Raw genomic sequence first — 16,613 nt, forward strand, 5'->3', positions numbered from 1 at the left:
AGGCATCCCCCATTGGATGCCACCTCTAACAACAATTAACGACGCAAGCCTAATGCTTCGATCAAGCTTTTGTAGCGTACTTCATTTTTACCTTTAAGATAATCAAGCAAACTACGGCGACGACCGACCAACACCAACAAACCACGACGTGAATGGAAGTCTTTTTTATGTGTTTGCAAATGTTCTGTGAGGTTTGCAATACGGTCAGTCAAAAGAGCAACCTGAACTTCTGTTGAACCTGTATCTGTTGGGCTCAAACGGAACTTTTCAATTAACTCTTTACGTTTCTCAAGATCTTTCGACATCATTATTTCTCCAAAATAAATGGTTTTCAAACATACGAGCAGCCCGAAGCTCTCCTTCGGATACTTGCCCAAGACCGATCAGATGATTCTCCCAGCGAATCTGGTAGATGCCATCCTCTGATCCATTCGGAGCAGAAACTTTCTGCCCCCAGCTGAGCCTTTCTCCATCTTTCGCTGTCACGCATAAAGCCGGGATGTCGTCCAGAGCAGTTGCGATAGGCATTAGAAGCAAAGAAGGGTCAGTCTTGTTTTCGGGATTTTTCTCTCTTTTGTCCAGTCTTAACCGTAAAAATGCGTCAGAAAGTGTCTCTGGAGGCGAATCCTCTAAAAGAGAAAAAGGCCCACAGCGCATTCTACGCAGACTGCCAACATAGCCCTCAGCCCCGCAGGCCTGCGCTATATCATAAGCTAAAGAGCGAACATATACCCCTTTTCCGCAACTTACTTCTAACATCATTTGATGAGGCTGCGGAATGGAAAGAATCTTTAAACTATTGATTCTAACTTTTCTTGCTGCCAGAGAAACCTGCTTTCCTTCACGCATTAAATCACAAGCACGCCGGCCATTGACTTTCAACGCAGAATAAACAGGCGGATGTTGCAAAATCTCTCCTAAAAATTGAGGAAAAACAGCTTCAACCTCTTCCCGTGTTGGAAAAATATCAGAGATTGCAATAACCTCGCCTTCTCCATCTCCTGTGTCACGGCTTTCACCAAAAACGAGTAAAAAACGATAAAGTTTCTCACCGTCCATGACATAAGGAATCGTTGAAGTTGCTTTTCCAAAGGCGATTGGCAAAGCCCCTGAAGCCAGAGGATCCAAAGTCCCTGCATGCCCCGCTTTACGGGCATTCAAAAAATGCCGAGTCTTATTCACCGCAAAAGCAGAACTGACCCCCACGGGCTTATCTAACAATACCCAGCCATCTAAAAAGAGACCTGTCTTTATGCGCCCCATGTCTCTCCTTGAGAAGAATCTTCTTCAAAGTCCTCTGCATCTTTCTCGTTCAAATCCCTTTTCACTTTAGGCGAATCTAAAAGATGATCAATCCGAGAGGCCTCTTCTAAAGAATGATCCCCTTGGAACTGTAACTTTGGAACGCTTCTCAAAACAGCAGCATGTGCAAGTTCTCCACGCAAAAAGGGTGCTGCCTTTTTTAAAGCAGGAAGATATTCTTCTATATCCTCATGCCCCAAATGCGCAATAAAAACGGTTGCATTTTTAAGATCAGGAGACATTCTTGCTTCTGTAATCGTAAACTCGACATCCCGCAAAACAGGATCTCTGAAAGGAGAACGTGAAAAAATCTGCGCCAAAAGACGACGAACTTCTTCTCCCACCTTCAGCTGACGAACTGTTGGGCCTTCGATTTCTCCCCCCGCAAAGGATGAGAAATTTGACTGAATTTTAGAATGCCTGCTCAAGCCTCAACGACCTCCATCTCATAGCATTCAACAACGTCACCAACTTCGAGGTTATTATACCCTTCAAAAGAAAGCCCACATTCATATCCACTACGAACTTCACGAACATCATCTTTAAAGCGTTTCAGTTGGCTGAGATCGCCTTGATGAATGACAACATTCTCACGCAAGAGGCGGACACCACAACCACGCTTAACAATGCCTTCCGTAACGTAACAGCCGGCGACTTTCCCAACCTTGGTAATTTCAAAGACCTGACGAATCTCAGCATATCCCAAGAATTTCTCTCTATGCTTAGGCGCAACACGCTTTTTGATCAGCGCTTCGACATCATCAGCAACCTGATACAAAACAGAGTAATAACGGAAATCAACACCTTCATGTTGCGCAATCTGACGTGCTTGAGACGTTGCACGTACATTAAACGCAATAATCACGGCATCCGAAGCTTTAGCAAGCTGAACATCACTTTCCGTAATTTGTCCAACAGAAGCGTTAAGGACACGCACGCCGACCTCTTCATTTCCAAGACCTGAAAGCATTGCAGAAAGGGCTTCTGCAGAACCTCTCACATCCGCCTTAATCACCAAGGAAACCTCTTTACGGGCATCTCCCTGAATGCGTTCAAGCATCTGATCTAACGTTCCACGGGCAGCCAACTGCGCCGCAGCTTCCTTGTCACGCTCAACCCGCCGACGAAACTCTGTAATTTCACGAGCACGAGAATCATTTTCAACGACAACCAGCTGCACACCAGCTTCTGGAACACCTGAAAGCCCTAGAACTTCAATAGGCGTAGAAGGGGTCGCTGACTTAATCTGCTCGCCGTCATCACTTAGCAAGGCACGAACACGCCCCCACTCCGTGCCGACAACAACGATCTCACCGACATTCAATGTGCCATTCTCAACCAAGGCCGTCACCATTGGACCACGTCCACGGTCTAAACGACTCTCAATAACAGAACCAACAGCTAAACGGTTTGGATTCGCTTTAAGATCAAGCAACTCCGCCTGAAGCAGAATCGCTTCCATCAAACTATCCAAACCTTGTTTTTTCAGGGCAGAAATAGCGACTTCTTGAACATCCCCCCCCAAGCTTTCAACAACAATTTCGTGAGAAAGCAACTCATTGCGCACACGATCTGGATTTACATCTGGCTTGTCCATTTTATTAACAGCAACAATCAACGGAACATCCGCTGCTTTTGCATGCTTAATCGCTTCGATTGTTTGAGGCATAACCCCATCATCCGCTGCGACAACTAAAACAACAATATCGGTTACAGAAGCACCACGAGCACGCATTGCCGTAAAGGCTTCATGACCTGGGGTATCGATAAACGTAATCGGCTTTCCTTCCGATCCCTGAACCTGATAAGCACCGATATGCTGCGTAATGCCACCACTCTCATGGCTTGCAACCTTTGTAGAGCGAAGTGCGTCTAAAAGAGTTGTTTTCCCGTGGTCGACATGCCCCATAACAGTAACGATTGGCGCACGTGGCAATAGATCTTCTGGCTTATCTTCAATTCCCTCAAGACCTAACTCAACGTCACTTTCTGCAACACGTTTAATACGATGACCAAACTCTGTGGCAACTAATTCCGCCATATCCGCATCAATACTTTGCGGACCTGTCGCCATCACGCCAAGCTTCATCAAAGCTTTAATCACTTCTCCCTGACGTGCGGCCATACGGTTCGCTAACTCGGAAACAGTAATAGTTTCAGGAATAACAACATCCCTAACAACACGCACCTGCTCTGTCTGTCCGCGCTCTGCACGTGCTTGACGACGCTCACGGTCACGCTGACGACGCACAGAAGCCAAGGAACGTATCTTACCATCATCCCCATCTATCGCCGCACGAATATCAATACGGCCCTGGCGACGATCATTTCCAACACGCTTTAGTGAAGCACGCTTAGAAGCGCCAGAATTACCCTTTACAGCCCCGCCACGACTTCCTCGACCACCCTCATCTCCACTCCGAGAGAGGTGAAGCGTCTTAGGAGCTTCATCCTCATCATCCTCGTTGCGAGCATCGAGTGAACGACGCTTTTCTGGAGGCGGCATAATGGCGCGCTCCGCGAGAGGGCGCAAACGCTCGGTTGGTGGCGCCAATTGCACCCCCCCCATTGACGTCGCCTCTTTCAAAGGTGGTAAGGCAGCTTCTTCTGCTTCTTTACGTTTTTGCACCTCGTCTGCCTTCAAGCGCTTTTCTTCTTCACCTTTAGCCTTGAGAGCTTCTTCTTGCTCTTTTTTCTGCCGTTCTGCTTCTTCAGCCGCAGAACGAATACGGATCTGCTCGGCCTCAAGCCTTGCTTTTTCAGCAGCCTCTGCTTCTTCTTTTTCACGCTGACGTGCTTGAACAAGCACCTGCTTACGACGCTCTTGCTCGGAAGCATTCAAGCCACGCTGCGCTTTTCCGCGGGCGGGGCGAACACCAACAGTTCCTGTTGCGGCACGTTTAGGGCGCTTCACCTCTACCTGAACTTCTTTCGAGCGCCCATGACTAAAACTTTGGCGGACAGATCCAGCCTTTTCGGTCCGTCCTCTTTCTTGCCGTGAAGAGCGCAAAGACAACCGTCCAGAAGAACGAGCCTGAGAATTTTCCTGATTATTTTCTTTTGTATTATCTTTATTCACTTTTTTATCGTCTTTAGCGTCCTTGCCATCGGTCATAATTTAATTTTCACTCCTCGAGTGGGCATCGGCCTGCCCTTTTGCCATTCCTATAAATCTCGTTGCATCTGCTAAAAGACGTTCTGCCAGAGGACCAGAAGAAATAACAGCATAAACTGCATTTTCTTTTGCAAAAGCCTCTTCCAATATTCTTGCATCCAATGAACAGACTGGAACATTCATCCACCCTGAACGAAGTCTGCGCAACTCTTCTACACTTGCATCTTTAGCATAAATTAACAGTCCAGCTCTACCCGCATTAAGCTTTTCACGACATTTTTGAAAACCAGTCACAGCATTGCCCGCCTTCCGAGCCAAACCAATCCCCTCAACCAAACGCCGAGAAAGCCCCTCTTCAATGGTTTTAACAAGCCGTTCAGAAAGCTCATCCCCTTGAGTCACAACAGAAGTTTTTGCTCCCCGTGAGAAAGCTTGCTTTAATTTAGGACTTTCCACAACCTCCCGCAAAGCGGAAAGCCACAGCCCCCTCCCTGGCAATTTTCCAGCCAAATCAGGGATAATATCTCCTGCTGGACTCAGAACAAAACGAATCATAAAGCGCTTATCCCCCTCTTTTCTTGTCACAAGACAAGTCCGAGAAGAAGATTTCTGCTTCATCTCATTTTTTTCTAAAAGGTCGTAGCTTTCTCTAACAGACATATAAAATTGAACGATCCGTTACCTTATACAACTCAAACTTTACGCTTCATCGTTTTCCGCAGGATTCTCAGAATCCTCATCTTCAAACCAATGAGAACGTGCTGTCATAATAATTTCATTTGCCGTCTCTAAGCTAATAACGTCTGAACCCAAAAGCTCAACAAGCTCATCTCCGGCCAAATCCCCAAGATCATCAAGTGTCTTGATATTCTTATCTCCAAGCTGAACTAAATGATGCCCAGAGAAAACACCTAAATCAATCAAATCATCGCTAACCCCAAGCTCTTTGCGCTTTGCATCCAGCTCATTATCTTGCTCTTCAAGATAACGGTTAGCCCGCATTATTAATTCTTCCGCAAGATTTTCATCAAAGCCTTCAATATCATGAAGTTCTTCAATCTGCGCCGCAGCCAATTCCTCAACATTTTGGAAGCCAACAGTTACCAAAAGCCCCGCAATCACATCATCAACATCAAGCGCCTTCACAAAAAGATCTGTGCGCTTACGGAATTCATCCTGACGACGCTCCGTCTCTTCTGCCTCTGTCAAAATATCAATATCCCAGCGGGTCAGTTGACTTGCTAAACGCACATTTTGTCCACGCCGACCAATCGCTAAAGAAAGCTGATCATCTGGGACAACGACTTCACAACGCTTTGCATCTTCATCCATGACAACTTTTGTGACTTCTGCTGGCGCTAAAGCATTCACAACAAAGGTCGCAATTTGTGGACTCCAAGGAATAATATCGATCTTTTCACCTTGAAGTTCAGCAACAACGGCTTGAACACGTGATCCGCGCATACCAACGCAAGCACCAACAGGATCAATGGAAGGATCATTCGAATGCACAGCCATTTTTGCACGAGACCCTGGATCGCGTGAAACCCCTTTAATTTCGATGATACCATCATAAATTTCAGGGACTTCCTGAACAAAGAGCTTCGTTAAAAAGCCTGGATGCGTTCTGGATAGGAAAATTTGCGGCCCACGACTTTCCTCCCGCACGTCATAGATAAATGCCCTAATGCGGTCAGAGTTTTTAAAAGTTTCACGTCCAATCAATTCATCTCTACGCAACAGCCCCTCTGCAGCGCCTAAATCAACCATCAGGTTACCATACTCAGTCTGCTTAACTGTTCCGTTGACGACTTCACCGATACGGTCTTTAAACTCATCATACTGACGCTGACGCTCAAATTCACGAACACGTTGAATAATCACCTGCTTTGCGGTCTGGGCAGCAATACGGTCAAATTCAATTGGCGGCAGCGGATCAACAATAAATTCCCCAGCCTTAATCTCCGGACGGAATTTTTGAGCTTCGACAAGCGGAATCTGCGTCTCTTCCCGATCAACGGTCTCAACCACTTCTGTATAACGGCTTAAACGGACTTCACCCGTCTTACGGTCAATGTGGGCACGAATATCTTTATCATGGCCGTATTTAGCACGCCCTGCTTTTTGAATGGCCTGCTCCATCGCATCAAGAACCTGATCCCGGTCAATACTCTTTTCCCGGCAAACAGCGTCCGCTACCAACAATAATTCTGGACGAAATACTGAACTCTCCGTCACCATTTACCTCTCCCACTTCAAAAATATTTTGAAAAACCTTTTCAAAAATCAACTATACGCAAAAAACTTATCAAAGACTAATGCCGAAGACCTGGCGCAACTTTGCCACGCCCTCCCTTCTCCTTGTGCCCTGTACTTCCAAGAAGCTCATCATTGAGCACAAGCTTTGCCTTGCGAATATTATCAAAAGGAAGAAAGACTTTTTCCCCTTCCTCCAAACGAAGAACGACGCCATCTTCTTTAACTTCATCACCACGTCCTGTAAAACGCTTCTGCCCCTCCATCGGCATAGAAAGCTCCACTTTTGCAAGAAAGCCTTCATAGCGTTTCCAATCTTTTGGACGTGTCAATGGCCGATCAATTCCAGGAGAAGACACCTCAAGCATCCAAGCTCCTGGCAGAGGATCATCAACGTCTAAAATTGCACCAACAGCGTGATTGATCTGCGTGCAGTCACTCACTGTAACGCAAGAGCCATCTTCGCGTTCTGCCATAATTTGGACAATCGGCGGTGTCTGCGTTTGAACATTGACACGGATAAGGTCAAACCCCATTTCCTGCAGTGCAGGAGAAATCTTAGAGGCAATTCGCTCTTCTAAGCTTTCGGGCACTACAGGCGCAGTCAAAAAATCATCTGATGTATGTGTCATTTAAATAAAAAAGGCGACCTAAAATTGGTCACCATCCTAATAAGATTAAGAATTGTGTTAGTCTTAACAGACATAATAAGATTTACATCTTTACGCAAGGGAAAGAACTTGCCTAAATTGTTTTTTGCTTCTCTATAATCATTAAGAGAAACGCATGTATCCCCTCAAAAACAAGCTAAAAGCTTTTTATTTCCATCTGATTTAAAAACTTCTTTTCTTTGACTGTTCAAAAAAAATAATTATACACTTTAATTCTTATGCTCAAATCATCGACAAATTCCCATCTTAGCCGTGCCATGCCTCTCATTATCTTGGCTTGCCTTGGGTTACTGCTTCTGCAAGTCATTTTAATTTTTGTCGTTTTTGCGCCTTATTGCCAAAAAATTTTAATTCAAATCTATCTTCTTCTTTCTTGGGCACGCCCTAGCTATCTTCCTTTCTCTGCTCTTTTTCTTTCCATGGCAATTTGGGGAGCTATTTTTGATCTTTGGGCATCGCATCTTTCACAAAAAGGCCTTTTTCTACGCAATGGTTTTATAACCAGCATTCTCAGAAAATTCACAAATCGAGAAAAACTTGATGAAATGCTCTCTTACCAGCAAAGAGAAGCCCGTTTGGATGCCGTAGAATTCTCAGCCATTCTGCGTGCAAAAATTATTGGGCAAGATAATGTCTGCGATACGCTTTCTCATCAGCTACGGCGCCGATTAACCCTACGCTCTCCTAAACGCCCGATTGCTGTTTTTCTTTTTGCTGGCCCGAAAGGAACGGGGAAAAAGTCCTTAGCGGCACAACTCTCTGCACAAACCCTTCGCCCCCTCTTCCAGTTTGATTTGAGCCAAATCTCTGGAGAACAAACCACAAATCTTCTCTTTAACTCCCACCATCTTGACGGATTAGCGGCTTTCCTACTGAATAATCAAAATGCAATTGTCCTTCTTAATGAAATCCAAAATGTGCCTTCAGATATTTTAAAGCGTTTCTTAACAGCTTGGAATGAAGGTTATCTCCTTGACAATGCAACTGGGAATAAAATTTTACTCAATGACGCTCTCTTTATCCTTACGGCGAATCTTGAGCCCTCAAATCAAAACCAAGAAATGCAAACGCTTGAACAAGCAGGGCTGCCTCCTGAGTTACTTGCACGCACCGATAGCGTCTTTACCTTCAGGCCTCTAGATCCTCAAACCCTTGCACAAATAACTGCACTGGAAGTTGAAAAATTAATTGCAAGCTATGGGCTTCAAGTCGAAAAAGAAAGCGTTGATCCAGAACTTATTTTTCAAACCCTTTCAAAAGAACCCCATTTTGATAACACTTCAAGCCCTCGGGATTTGGCACGTTTAGTAGAGGATATGATTGGCGAGAGCCTCATTCTTGCACGCCAAACAGGCGCACGCAAAATCAGATTGGAACAAGGCACAGAGGGTATCATTGCAACAGCTTCTTTTAGAGGTGATTTTTGAAATTATCTGACTATTCCCATAATCTTTGGAAGCGTGCCCCTCTATGGCGTTGGAGCCTTATTGGAAGCGTCTCTTTTCTTTTGATGACAACCATTTTTCCGTCTGAAGGATTGCAAAAACTTCTTCCTTTTCTCAAAGGCCATTATCCAACAGAAGAAAAAACGGATCAGACCAACAATCCCTCTCCTGCTGGACCTCAAGCCTTTTCTTTTCATATTTCGCCACTAAATAGCGACAAAACCGTTTTCGGAAAAATAACCATTGCGGGGCGTGACTTCCCATTGCCTCAAGGCGCTTGGCATCCTATTTTAGCTGCCTCTTCTCAAAATGACCTTTCGCTGACCTCTTTCTTGAGAGAAAAAGACGGAAAAGTAACTGGATTTTTAACGATCCTTTCAACCCTTCGCCCCATTCCTTCCTTTATGATTCCACATATCGAGGAAGTTAAAGAAAAATGTCACGATGACCGTATAGCCGCACATTGGAACGCACCAAGTTACCATGATACGAAAATAAATTGCGCCTTTCTTGAACCCGTTTCCCCTATGAATGACCGTTCTATCATGAATGATCCTTTCTTAGATGCAAGCCTCTCAAGAATTGTCAATGACCTCGCCTTTGAGCTTCCTTCTATTATGATTTCCAGAGAATGGCTGAAGCTTAAAAAAATCCCAGGAAGAGGCCGAGTTTTTGAAAATGTTGAATTTTGGGAGGTGCCTGCCTCTAATCAGATCAGCCCGCAATCTATGGGATGGAATCAGTTTTTTACAAAACTCTCACAAGAACTTCCTGCTTGGGCAAAGCGTTTAAGTGATGCCTTTGACGCAGATCTAACCGACCTTCCAGAAAACACTACGGAAGGGAATGCTCCAAATAAAACGCCAGCAGAAAAGCTCCCCCCTCAACCGCCTGCTCTTTCAACAAAACAACAAGCAGTTCAGGCATAAAAAAAGGCGCTTTAAAAGCGCCTTTTTTTAAAGTTTTAATGATGGCCTCCCCCTTGAACCATCGCTTTGCCAATACGTCGCTCTGCATAATTAGCAAGCCGAACAAAAGGAAGCCCCAACAACAAATAAGCAATTGCCACCATAAGACCAGGACCAATATAATCATAATAAGTGGCAGAAAGGCGGACATAAACTTGTGTTAAATCTGTTAGCGTAATCACTGAGACAAGAGAGCTGTCTTTCAAAAGCGAAATAAAATCATTCACCATAACTGGCAAAACGCTACGAAAAGCCTGTGGCGTAATCACATATCTCAATGCCTGAAAGCGGGTTAAATTGAGAGCCTGTGCCGCTTCCATTTGCCCTTTTGGAACACTCGCCAAGCCAGCACGGTAATTCTCAGCCTCATAAGCGGCATAATTCAAACCTAACGCCCCAACACCTGCCCAAAAAGGACTCAATGTAATCCCGCCAGCTGGCAAAGCATAAAAAATGAATAAAATTTGAATTAAAAGCGGTGTTCCACGAACAGTCTCAATATAAAGAACCGCTAAACCCCGTAAAATAGGATGCCCATATTGCCGTGTTAAAGCCAACAAAACACCGAACGAAACCGCAATCACCATTCCTAAAACAGAAACCGCCACTGTCATAACAGCCCCGCGGCCAATCGCAGGAAGAAATGTTAAATCTCTTAACAAAATAGATTTAAAGCTTGTTCCTGTCATCGCATCCATCTCACGATGATAGTCATCCCAAGCATCTGGTGCTTGTGTGGTTTCAGAATGGTCTCCACTATATGCCGCCATCGTTGGTGTCCAAAGATTCCAACGGGCTAAAATACGGTGTAAATCGCCATTCTGCATCACTTTCGTAAGCGCATTGTTCAATTCATTACGAAGTTTCGGATTATTCTTCGCAATCGCTATGCCGTAGCTCACTTTTCCAAAAGAAGCATCCGAAATCAAAAGACCAGAGGTCAAATAATAACGTGCAATGGGCTCATCGATCAGGATAGCATCTAAACGGCGGCTTCTTAAATCTGCGAAAAGATCCGTTTCCTCATCATATCCTAAAAAGGTTCCTCCAGCCGTCTCAATCATGCGTGCCGCTGGCGTATTCTTAATAGAACCAACCTTCAATCCCTCCAAAGCATCTAAGGAGGTGATATGCTGACGCGCCTCATTTTCTTTACGAACAATCAGTTTTTCTGCCGTAATATAATAAGGACGCGTAAATAAAACAGCTTTCTCATGTTCTGGCGTAATCTCCAGCCCGTCAATCACAGCCTGATAAAGATTTCTGGAGAGGCCTGGAATCAAACCATCCCAACCATTTTGAACGAAAGTGGACTTCACGCCCATTTGCTCACTCATTTTTGCCATTAGCTCATATTCAAAGCCAATAATATGATTCGTATCTAATGGATCATGAAAAACATAAGGCACATTCGCCTCGCCATCGGACGCCCAACGAAATTCTTCATTTGGGAAAAGATCTGCCTGAACAGAAGTTGCTTTTTCTTGCTTTTCTTCTGCCTGAACTACGGTATGGAAAGAAAGACATGCGACAAGAAGATACAAAAGTCCAAAAAATCTTTTCATCCTAAAACAGTCCTTAAAAAACGCCGTGTCCGTTCATGCACTGGATTTGCAAACATAATATCTGGATCGCCAATCTCAACGATTTCACCATGTTCAATAAAAATCACGTAATCTGAGGCGTTTTTGGCAAAGCGCATATCATGCGTCACAACCAGCTGTGTCATGCCCTCTCTGTCTAAATTACGCAAAACCGTTCTCACCTCTTCTGAGCGTTCAGGGTCAAGGGCCGATGTTGGCTCATCGTAAAACATCACATCTGGACTATTAGCCATCGCACGTGCGATCGCCACACGCTGTTTTTGTCCGCCAGAAAGGGACGCAGGATGCCTCTTTCCCATCTCTGCCAGGCCCACTTTTTCTAATAAGATTTCGGCCTGCTCGGTCGCTTCTATCTTGGATCGACCGTGCACATGGACAGGCGCAAGAATAATATTGTCTAAAACCGTTAAATGCGGAAAAAGATTAAAACTTTGGAAAACCATGCCTGTTTTGGAACGAAGCGCATGAGACTTTTTTTCTTTTTCACGCCCCCATTCACCAGAACATTCGACAGAAAGCTCATTGATGCAAATCTCTCCAGCATCTGGCGGTTCCAAAAAATTCAGGCAACGTAATAAAGTTGTTTTGCCACACCCTGAAGGTCCAATCAGCGAAACAAGCATTCCCTTCCCAATATCAAAAGAAATATTTTTTAACACCTGATGATTGGCGAAGCTCTTGGATAATCCACGAACACTTAAAGCTGCTTTTTCTTTTGGGAGAAAAAGTTTCGTTTCTTCATTCATTCCGCCCACCTTTCTCAAATGCTTTAATCAATCTCGGTTTATTCCTCTTCCCACTTCAATGTTTTACACTTCAAACTATGACTGCTTCTGATCTCTTATTAAGACTCGATAATATCCTTGTTTTTCGGGGTACTTTTCCGATTTTCCGAGACTTCTCCTTGTCTCTGAAAAAAGGTCAAATCATACGCTTACACGGTAAAAATGGAAGTGGAAAATCAACCCTTTTACGTGTCTGTGCAGGTTTAAAACAAATTGAAACTGGAAATATTTATCAAGCGGCCCTTCCTGCGTGGCTTGGTCACAATAATGGCTTAAAACCCAGCCTAACCCTTTTTGAAAATCTTTCCTTTCCGCCTATAAAGGATTCTCAAAAAATTGAGCATATCCTTTCAACGTTAGCGCTTTCTACACTGCAAAACAAAACAGTAGCGACATTCTCCTCTGGACAAAAAAGAAGGGCTGCCTTCGCCAAAATACTTTTGCAAAATTCCCCTCTTTGGCTTTTAGACGAACCAGAGACAGGACTTGATAACGCATCTCAAAAAATTTTAGAAAATGAAATTAAACAGCATGCCCAAAAAGGTGGTGCTGTGATAATCGCAACACATTTTCAAAAAGAAATCCTAGATAAAAATGAATATCTTTTACAGTTATAGGTCATAAAGAAAATATGATTTTTTGGAAATGTTATTTTTTGAGACAACTCAAACTGGCCTATCTGGAAGGCGGAAACTGCCTTTCTGGTGCTATCCAAACGTTATTATGCGGCATTCTCTTTCCGTTGGCTCTCTCGGCCTCTCCTGAACTGCTAACAAGATTAAGCTCTGGCATTATCTGGTCTTGTGCCCTTCTGGGGTGCCTTGTTCTAATTGACGGTATTTTCGCTGAAGATCTCAAAGACGGATCCCTCGATTATCTTGCCAGCCGAAAAACTTCACTCTCCTTGGCAGCCTTTTTTAAAATTATTGCTATTTGGAGCGTACGGGGAATTCCTATTTTACTGGCCTGTCTCTTGCTGGCCGTTTTTTTTAACTATCCTATTGAAAAATTCCCAGCCTTAACCTTTAATCTTGCCATTGGGACGCTTCTTTTTTGCCTTCTTGGCGGCATGTCCTCAAGCTTTATCCCTTATGGTGAAAAAGGAAACAGCCTGTTAGCACTGCTTTTACTGCCCCTTTGTATTCCTGTTCTTATTTTTGGATCATTCTCAAGCAATCTTGTCGGTAGCACGCCTGCCTTGATTCAAATTTCTTTTGAGATGCTGTTAGCGCTACTCTTTTTAGCCCTTCCCCTTTGCCCCCTCTTATGTGGCATAGCCTTGAGGGAACAAATCTCCCAATACTAAATTGCCTTACAAAGAAAGACAAAAGCCTCCTTAAGAGGAGGCTTTTGAGTGACGCTCAACAAATTCTTCAAGCGTATGAATTGTATATTCTCCGCTCTGAAATTCTTCTGAAGCCAAAATCTTTCGATGAAGCGGAATAAGCGTATCAACCCCCTCAATAACACATTCATGCAAAGCTCTTTGCATACGTGCAATCGCCTGCTGACGGGTAGGAGCATGCACAATGAGCTTGCCAATCATGCTGTCATAATAAGGCGGAATTTTATAACCTGCATAAATAGCACTATCAACACGCACACCTGGACCACCTGGCGCATGAAAAATTTTAATTGTTCCTGGAGACGGTGCAAAATTTTCTGAATTTTCCGCATTAATACGGCATTCAATCGCATGTCCTGTCACACGAATTTCTTTTTGCGTACGACTCATTTTTTGACCCGCAGCAACTAAAATCTGCTCTCTGACCAAATCAATGTCGCAAATCATTTCCGTCACAGGATGCTCGACCTGCAAACGTGTATTCATTTCAATAAAACAGAACTGCTTATCCTGATACAAAAACTCAATCGTACCAGCGCCCGAATACTTCATTTTTCCAAGAGCTTTGGTAACAATATGCCCAATCTCATCGCGTTCTTCTGGCGTGACAGCTGGAGAGCCTGCCTCCTCAAGCACCTTTTGATGACGGCGTTGCAAAGAGCAGTCTCTATCCCCATAAAAGACGACCTCTCCTTTGCCATCTCCCATAACTTGAATTTCAACATGGCGAGGTTTATCAAGATATTTCTCAATATAAACAGCATCATTGCCAAATGCAGACCGCGCTTCCGCACGCGCCATCTGCCACGCATCCTCAATTTCACTTTCGTTCTGCGCAACCTTCATGCCACGGCCACCACCGCCGGCAGCGGCTTTAATCAAAACAGGATAGCAAATTTTTGCAGCAACCTCTTTAGCCGTCTCGACATCTTCTACAGCCCCATCAGATCCAGGAACCAAGGGCACGCCAAGCATTTGCATTGTCGTTTTTGCGGAGATTTTATCTCCCATTGTCCGCATATGTTCTGGGCTTGGACCAATAAAGGTCATGCCATGCGCTTCAACGGTTTCAGCAAAATCGGCATTTTCCGCTAAAAAACCGTAGCCAGGATGGATGGCTTCAGCGCCTGTTAAAGTGGCTGCGGAAAGAATTGCTGGAATGTTAAGATAAGAATCTTTGGAGCTTGGCGGGCCAATGCAAATTGCCTCATCTGCAAGCCGAACATGCATAGCATCGGCATCTGCTGTGGAATGAACAGCAACCGTACGAATGCCCATCTCACGACAAGCTCTTAGAATTCTAAGAGCAATTTCGCCACGGTTGGCAATCAAAATTTTTGAAAACATGATGTATCCTGCGTTAGAGTTTACGGTTCGCTAAAAACTACTCAATGATAGCGAGAGGCGCACCAAACTCGACAGGCTCACCTGATTCAACACAATATTTTACCAAAGTCCCAGATTTCGCAGCCTTAATCTGGTTAAAGGTCTTCATAGCTTCGATGAGAAGAAGTGTATCTCCCGCCTTAACCTTATCCCCTTCTTTAAAATAAGGTGGAGAGGCAGGATCTGGCGTAAGGTATGCAACCCCGACAATCGGACTTTTTACAGCCCCTGGGTGGGATGCATCATCCTGAACCGGTGCTGGTGCCGCAGCGGCCTGAGGCGCACTCGCAACAGAAGGTGCAGCCGCCACCTGGGCAGGAGCAATCGCTAATTGACGTGCCACACGAATATGCTGGTCACCTTTTGCGATCTCAATTTCGCTTAATCCTGTTTCGTGGAGCACATCCGCCAAATCACGAATTGCCTCTTTATCCACTTTCATTGCGCCCATCCTGTTTTCCTGAATCTACTGGGAAGACCCCAAATTTTCACTAAAAATGAAATCGAACATTATTATTATCAATAATTGGCTACAATCTCATCTCATTGGCAAAGAAAAGCCCCCCCCCCGTTCATACATCCTTAACGAAGTTAGGGAAAGTCTCTACCACTTTGTTTCCTTTTCAAATCTTTTCTATACAGAAAAAACTTTCTTTTTTCAAAAATCTCTATTGAAAAAATTTAAATAGCGCCTTGCTCCCCACTTTGTAACTGAGCAAGCTCCTTCAAACGGGCATTTTCACGAATCTCTGCATTTAAAACTGCCCCAAATAAAGCAGCGTAAGTACTAACGAAAAACCACATCATAATCGTTGCAACCGTTCCAAAAGGCCCATAGACGCTATTAAAATTATCAAAATGCGCCAAATACGATGAAAATAAGAAAGTTGCAGCAATCCAAACAATGGTCGCCATAAAAGCACCTGGCAGAATCCAGCGGAAAGAAGGCTGTGTAATCCAACAAGGCGCAAAGCGGTAAAGAAAAGTTAAGACAAGAAAAACAAATGTAATTAAGCAAACAGGCGCAACCCAATGCGCCAATGTCGGCGTAAAGTTTTTTACCATATCCAAAACATCTGGCGGCATATAATCAGGCTTATCTAGATATTGTGGCAAATTATCAACCACCGCTGGCAAAGCAATCATCAAAGAAATCGTCAGAATTGTACCGATAATCCCAAGTAAGGTGACTAAAAACCCCAAAGATTGGAAGGCAATGATCGAACGGTTTTCTTTGAAACCATAAGCAATATTCGTTGCAGATAAAATCGCCTTACTTCCCGCCGAGGCTGACCACATTGCAAGAATTAACGCAATAATCAAACTTAAGGTCATCGATGCAGAAGATTTTGAAGCCAATAAATTGACGCAATGAAGAATAAGCTCGTAAGCTTCTGGCGGCAGCATTTCCTGCAAGACCTCCAGCTGAGAACCGATTGTCTCAGGATCAAAGGCCAAGCCATAAAGCGGTATCAATGCGCTTAACGCAGGGAAAAGAGATAAAGTTGCAAAAAAAGCACACCCAGCAGCAGATAATCCTGTTTGACTATTGGCGGCATGCAACATAACGCCGCGCCAAAATGGCATATATTTTTTTCCGCACATACTTAACTCAGCTCTTCCCCTGTTTTTCTAGGCTCTCTATCTTTTAGTATGATAAAGTCTCTTTGAATATAAGATTTTTATAAAACCTCTCATAAAAACCTCTTCAAACAAAATGCTTTCCCTTAAGGATG

The 16,613-nt window shown here is 44.2% G+C and carries 16 protein-coding genes; 4 read left to right on the forward strand and 12 right to left on the reverse strand.

The features are described from left to right. Positions 1-35: 35 nt before the first annotated feature. From rpsO to rimP, 7 genes are all read right to left on the reverse strand, one after another. Positions 36-305, reverse strand: a complete 270-nt coding sequence (gene rpsO, locus FAI40_01375) for a 30S ribosomal protein S15 (protein QCE35712.1) — start codon at positions 303-305, stop codon at positions 36-38. Beyond that, the gene (truB, locus tag FAI40_01380) at positions 289-1,263 is read right to left on the reverse strand and encodes a tRNA pseudouridine(55) synthase TruB (GenBank protein QCE34093.1); all 975 of its coding nucleotides are present in this window, start codon (positions 1,261-1,263) and stop codon (positions 289-291) included. Before truB ends, rpsO begins: the two co-directional genes overlap by 17 nt. Further along, entirely contained in the window at positions 1,251-1,712 is a 462-nt protein-coding gene (rbfA, locus tag FAI40_01385; protein ID QCE35713.1) for a 30S ribosome-binding factor RbfA, read from the reverse strand. The genes truB and rbfA overlap by 13 nt, the downstream gene beginning before the upstream one ends. 14 nt (positions 1,713-1,726) lie before the next feature. Continuing rightward, the gene (gene infB, locus FAI40_01390) at positions 1,727-4,417 is read right to left on the reverse strand and encodes a translation initiation factor IF-2 (protein ID QCE34094.1); all 2,691 of its coding nucleotides are present in this window, start codon (positions 4,415-4,417) and stop codon (positions 1,727-1,729) included. A 3-nt stretch (positions 4,418-4,420) separates the two neighbouring features. Then, a complete protein-coding gene (locus tag FAI40_01395) occupies positions 4,421-5,077 on the reverse strand; it encodes an RNA-binding protein (protein ID QCE34095.1) in 657 nt (218 codons plus the stop codon). A 39-nt stretch (positions 5,078-5,116) separates the two neighbouring features. Further along, positions 5,117-6,658, reverse strand: coding sequence for a transcription termination/antitermination protein NusA (gene nusA / locus FAI40_01400; GenBank protein ID QCE34096.1), 1,542 nt, complete (start codon positions 6,656-6,658; stop codon positions 5,117-5,119). A 74-nt stretch (positions 6,659-6,732) separates the two neighbouring features. After that, entirely contained in the window at positions 6,733-7,305 is a 573-nt protein-coding gene (rimP, locus tag FAI40_01405) for a ribosome maturation factor RimP (protein QCE34097.1), read from the reverse strand. Between the two features lie 257 nt (positions 7,306-7,562). Here rimP and FAI40_01410 point away from each other — a divergent pair, with 257 nt between their 5' ends. Then, entirely contained in the window at positions 7,563-8,771 is a 1,209-nt protein-coding gene (locus FAI40_01410; protein ID QCE34098.1) for an ATP-dependent Clp protease ATP-binding subunit, read from the forward strand. Then, positions 8,768-9,718 carry a hypothetical protein gene (locus tag FAI40_01415; GenBank protein ID QCE34099.1) on the forward strand — a complete coding sequence of 317 codons (951 nt, stop codon included), beginning with the start codon at positions 8,768-8,770 and terminating at the stop codon, positions 9,716-9,718. Before FAI40_01410 ends, FAI40_01415 begins: the two co-directional genes overlap by 4 nt. A gap of 35 nt (positions 9,719-9,753) precedes the next feature. On the opposite strand, the gene FAI40_01420 is transcribed toward FAI40_01415, so the two are convergent. Both FAI40_01420 and FAI40_01425 read right to left on the reverse strand, forming a co-directional pair. Then, on the reverse strand, positions 9,754-11,322 hold the full coding sequence (locus FAI40_01420) for a transporter substrate-binding domain-containing protein (protein QCE34100.1): 1,569 nt from the start codon (positions 11,320-11,322) through the stop codon (positions 9,754-9,756). Then, positions 11,319-12,107 carry an amino acid ABC transporter ATP-binding protein gene (locus FAI40_01425; protein ID QCE34101.1) on the reverse strand — a complete coding sequence of 263 codons (789 nt, stop codon included), beginning with the start codon at positions 12,105-12,107 and terminating at the stop codon, positions 11,319-11,321. Before FAI40_01425 ends, FAI40_01420 begins: the two co-directional genes overlap by 4 nt. 77 nt (positions 12,108-12,184) lie before the next feature. On the opposite strand from FAI40_01425, the gene ccmA reads away from it, so the two are divergent. Beyond that, entirely contained in the window at positions 12,185-12,763 is a 579-nt protein-coding gene (gene ccmA / locus FAI40_01430) for a heme ABC exporter ATP-binding protein CcmA (protein QCE34102.1), read from the forward strand. Between the two features lie 14 nt (positions 12,764-12,777). After that, entirely contained in the window at positions 12,778-13,452 is a 675-nt protein-coding gene (locus FAI40_01435; GenBank protein ID QCE34103.1) for a heme exporter protein CcmB, read from the forward strand. Positions 13,453-13,482: 30 nt separating this feature from the next. Here FAI40_01435 and accC read toward each other — a convergent pair whose 3' ends face one another. From accC to FAI40_01450, 3 genes are all read right to left on the reverse strand, one after another. After that, complete coding sequence (gene accC, locus FAI40_01440; protein ID QCE34104.1) at positions 13,483-14,838, reverse strand: acetyl-CoA carboxylase biotin carboxylase subunit; 1,356 nt, start codon at positions 14,836-14,838, stop codon at positions 13,483-13,485. A gap of 37 nt (positions 14,839-14,875) precedes the next feature. Then, positions 14,876-15,328, reverse strand: a complete 453-nt coding sequence (locus FAI40_01445; GenBank protein ID QCE34105.1) for an acetyl-CoA carboxylase biotin carboxyl carrier protein — start codon at positions 15,326-15,328, stop codon at positions 14,876-14,878. A 230-nt stretch (positions 15,329-15,558) separates the two neighbouring features. After that, on the reverse strand, positions 15,559-16,482 hold the full coding sequence (locus tag FAI40_01450; GenBank protein QCE34106.1) for a YihY/virulence factor BrkB family protein: 924 nt from the start codon (positions 16,480-16,482) through the stop codon (positions 15,559-15,561). Positions 16,483-16,613: the final 131 nt, after the last annotated feature.

It is taken from the genome of Acetobacteraceae bacterium (genome assembly GCA_004843345.1).
In the GTDB taxonomy this organism is placed as follows: domain Bacteria; phylum Pseudomonadota; class Alphaproteobacteria; order Acetobacterales; family Acetobacteraceae.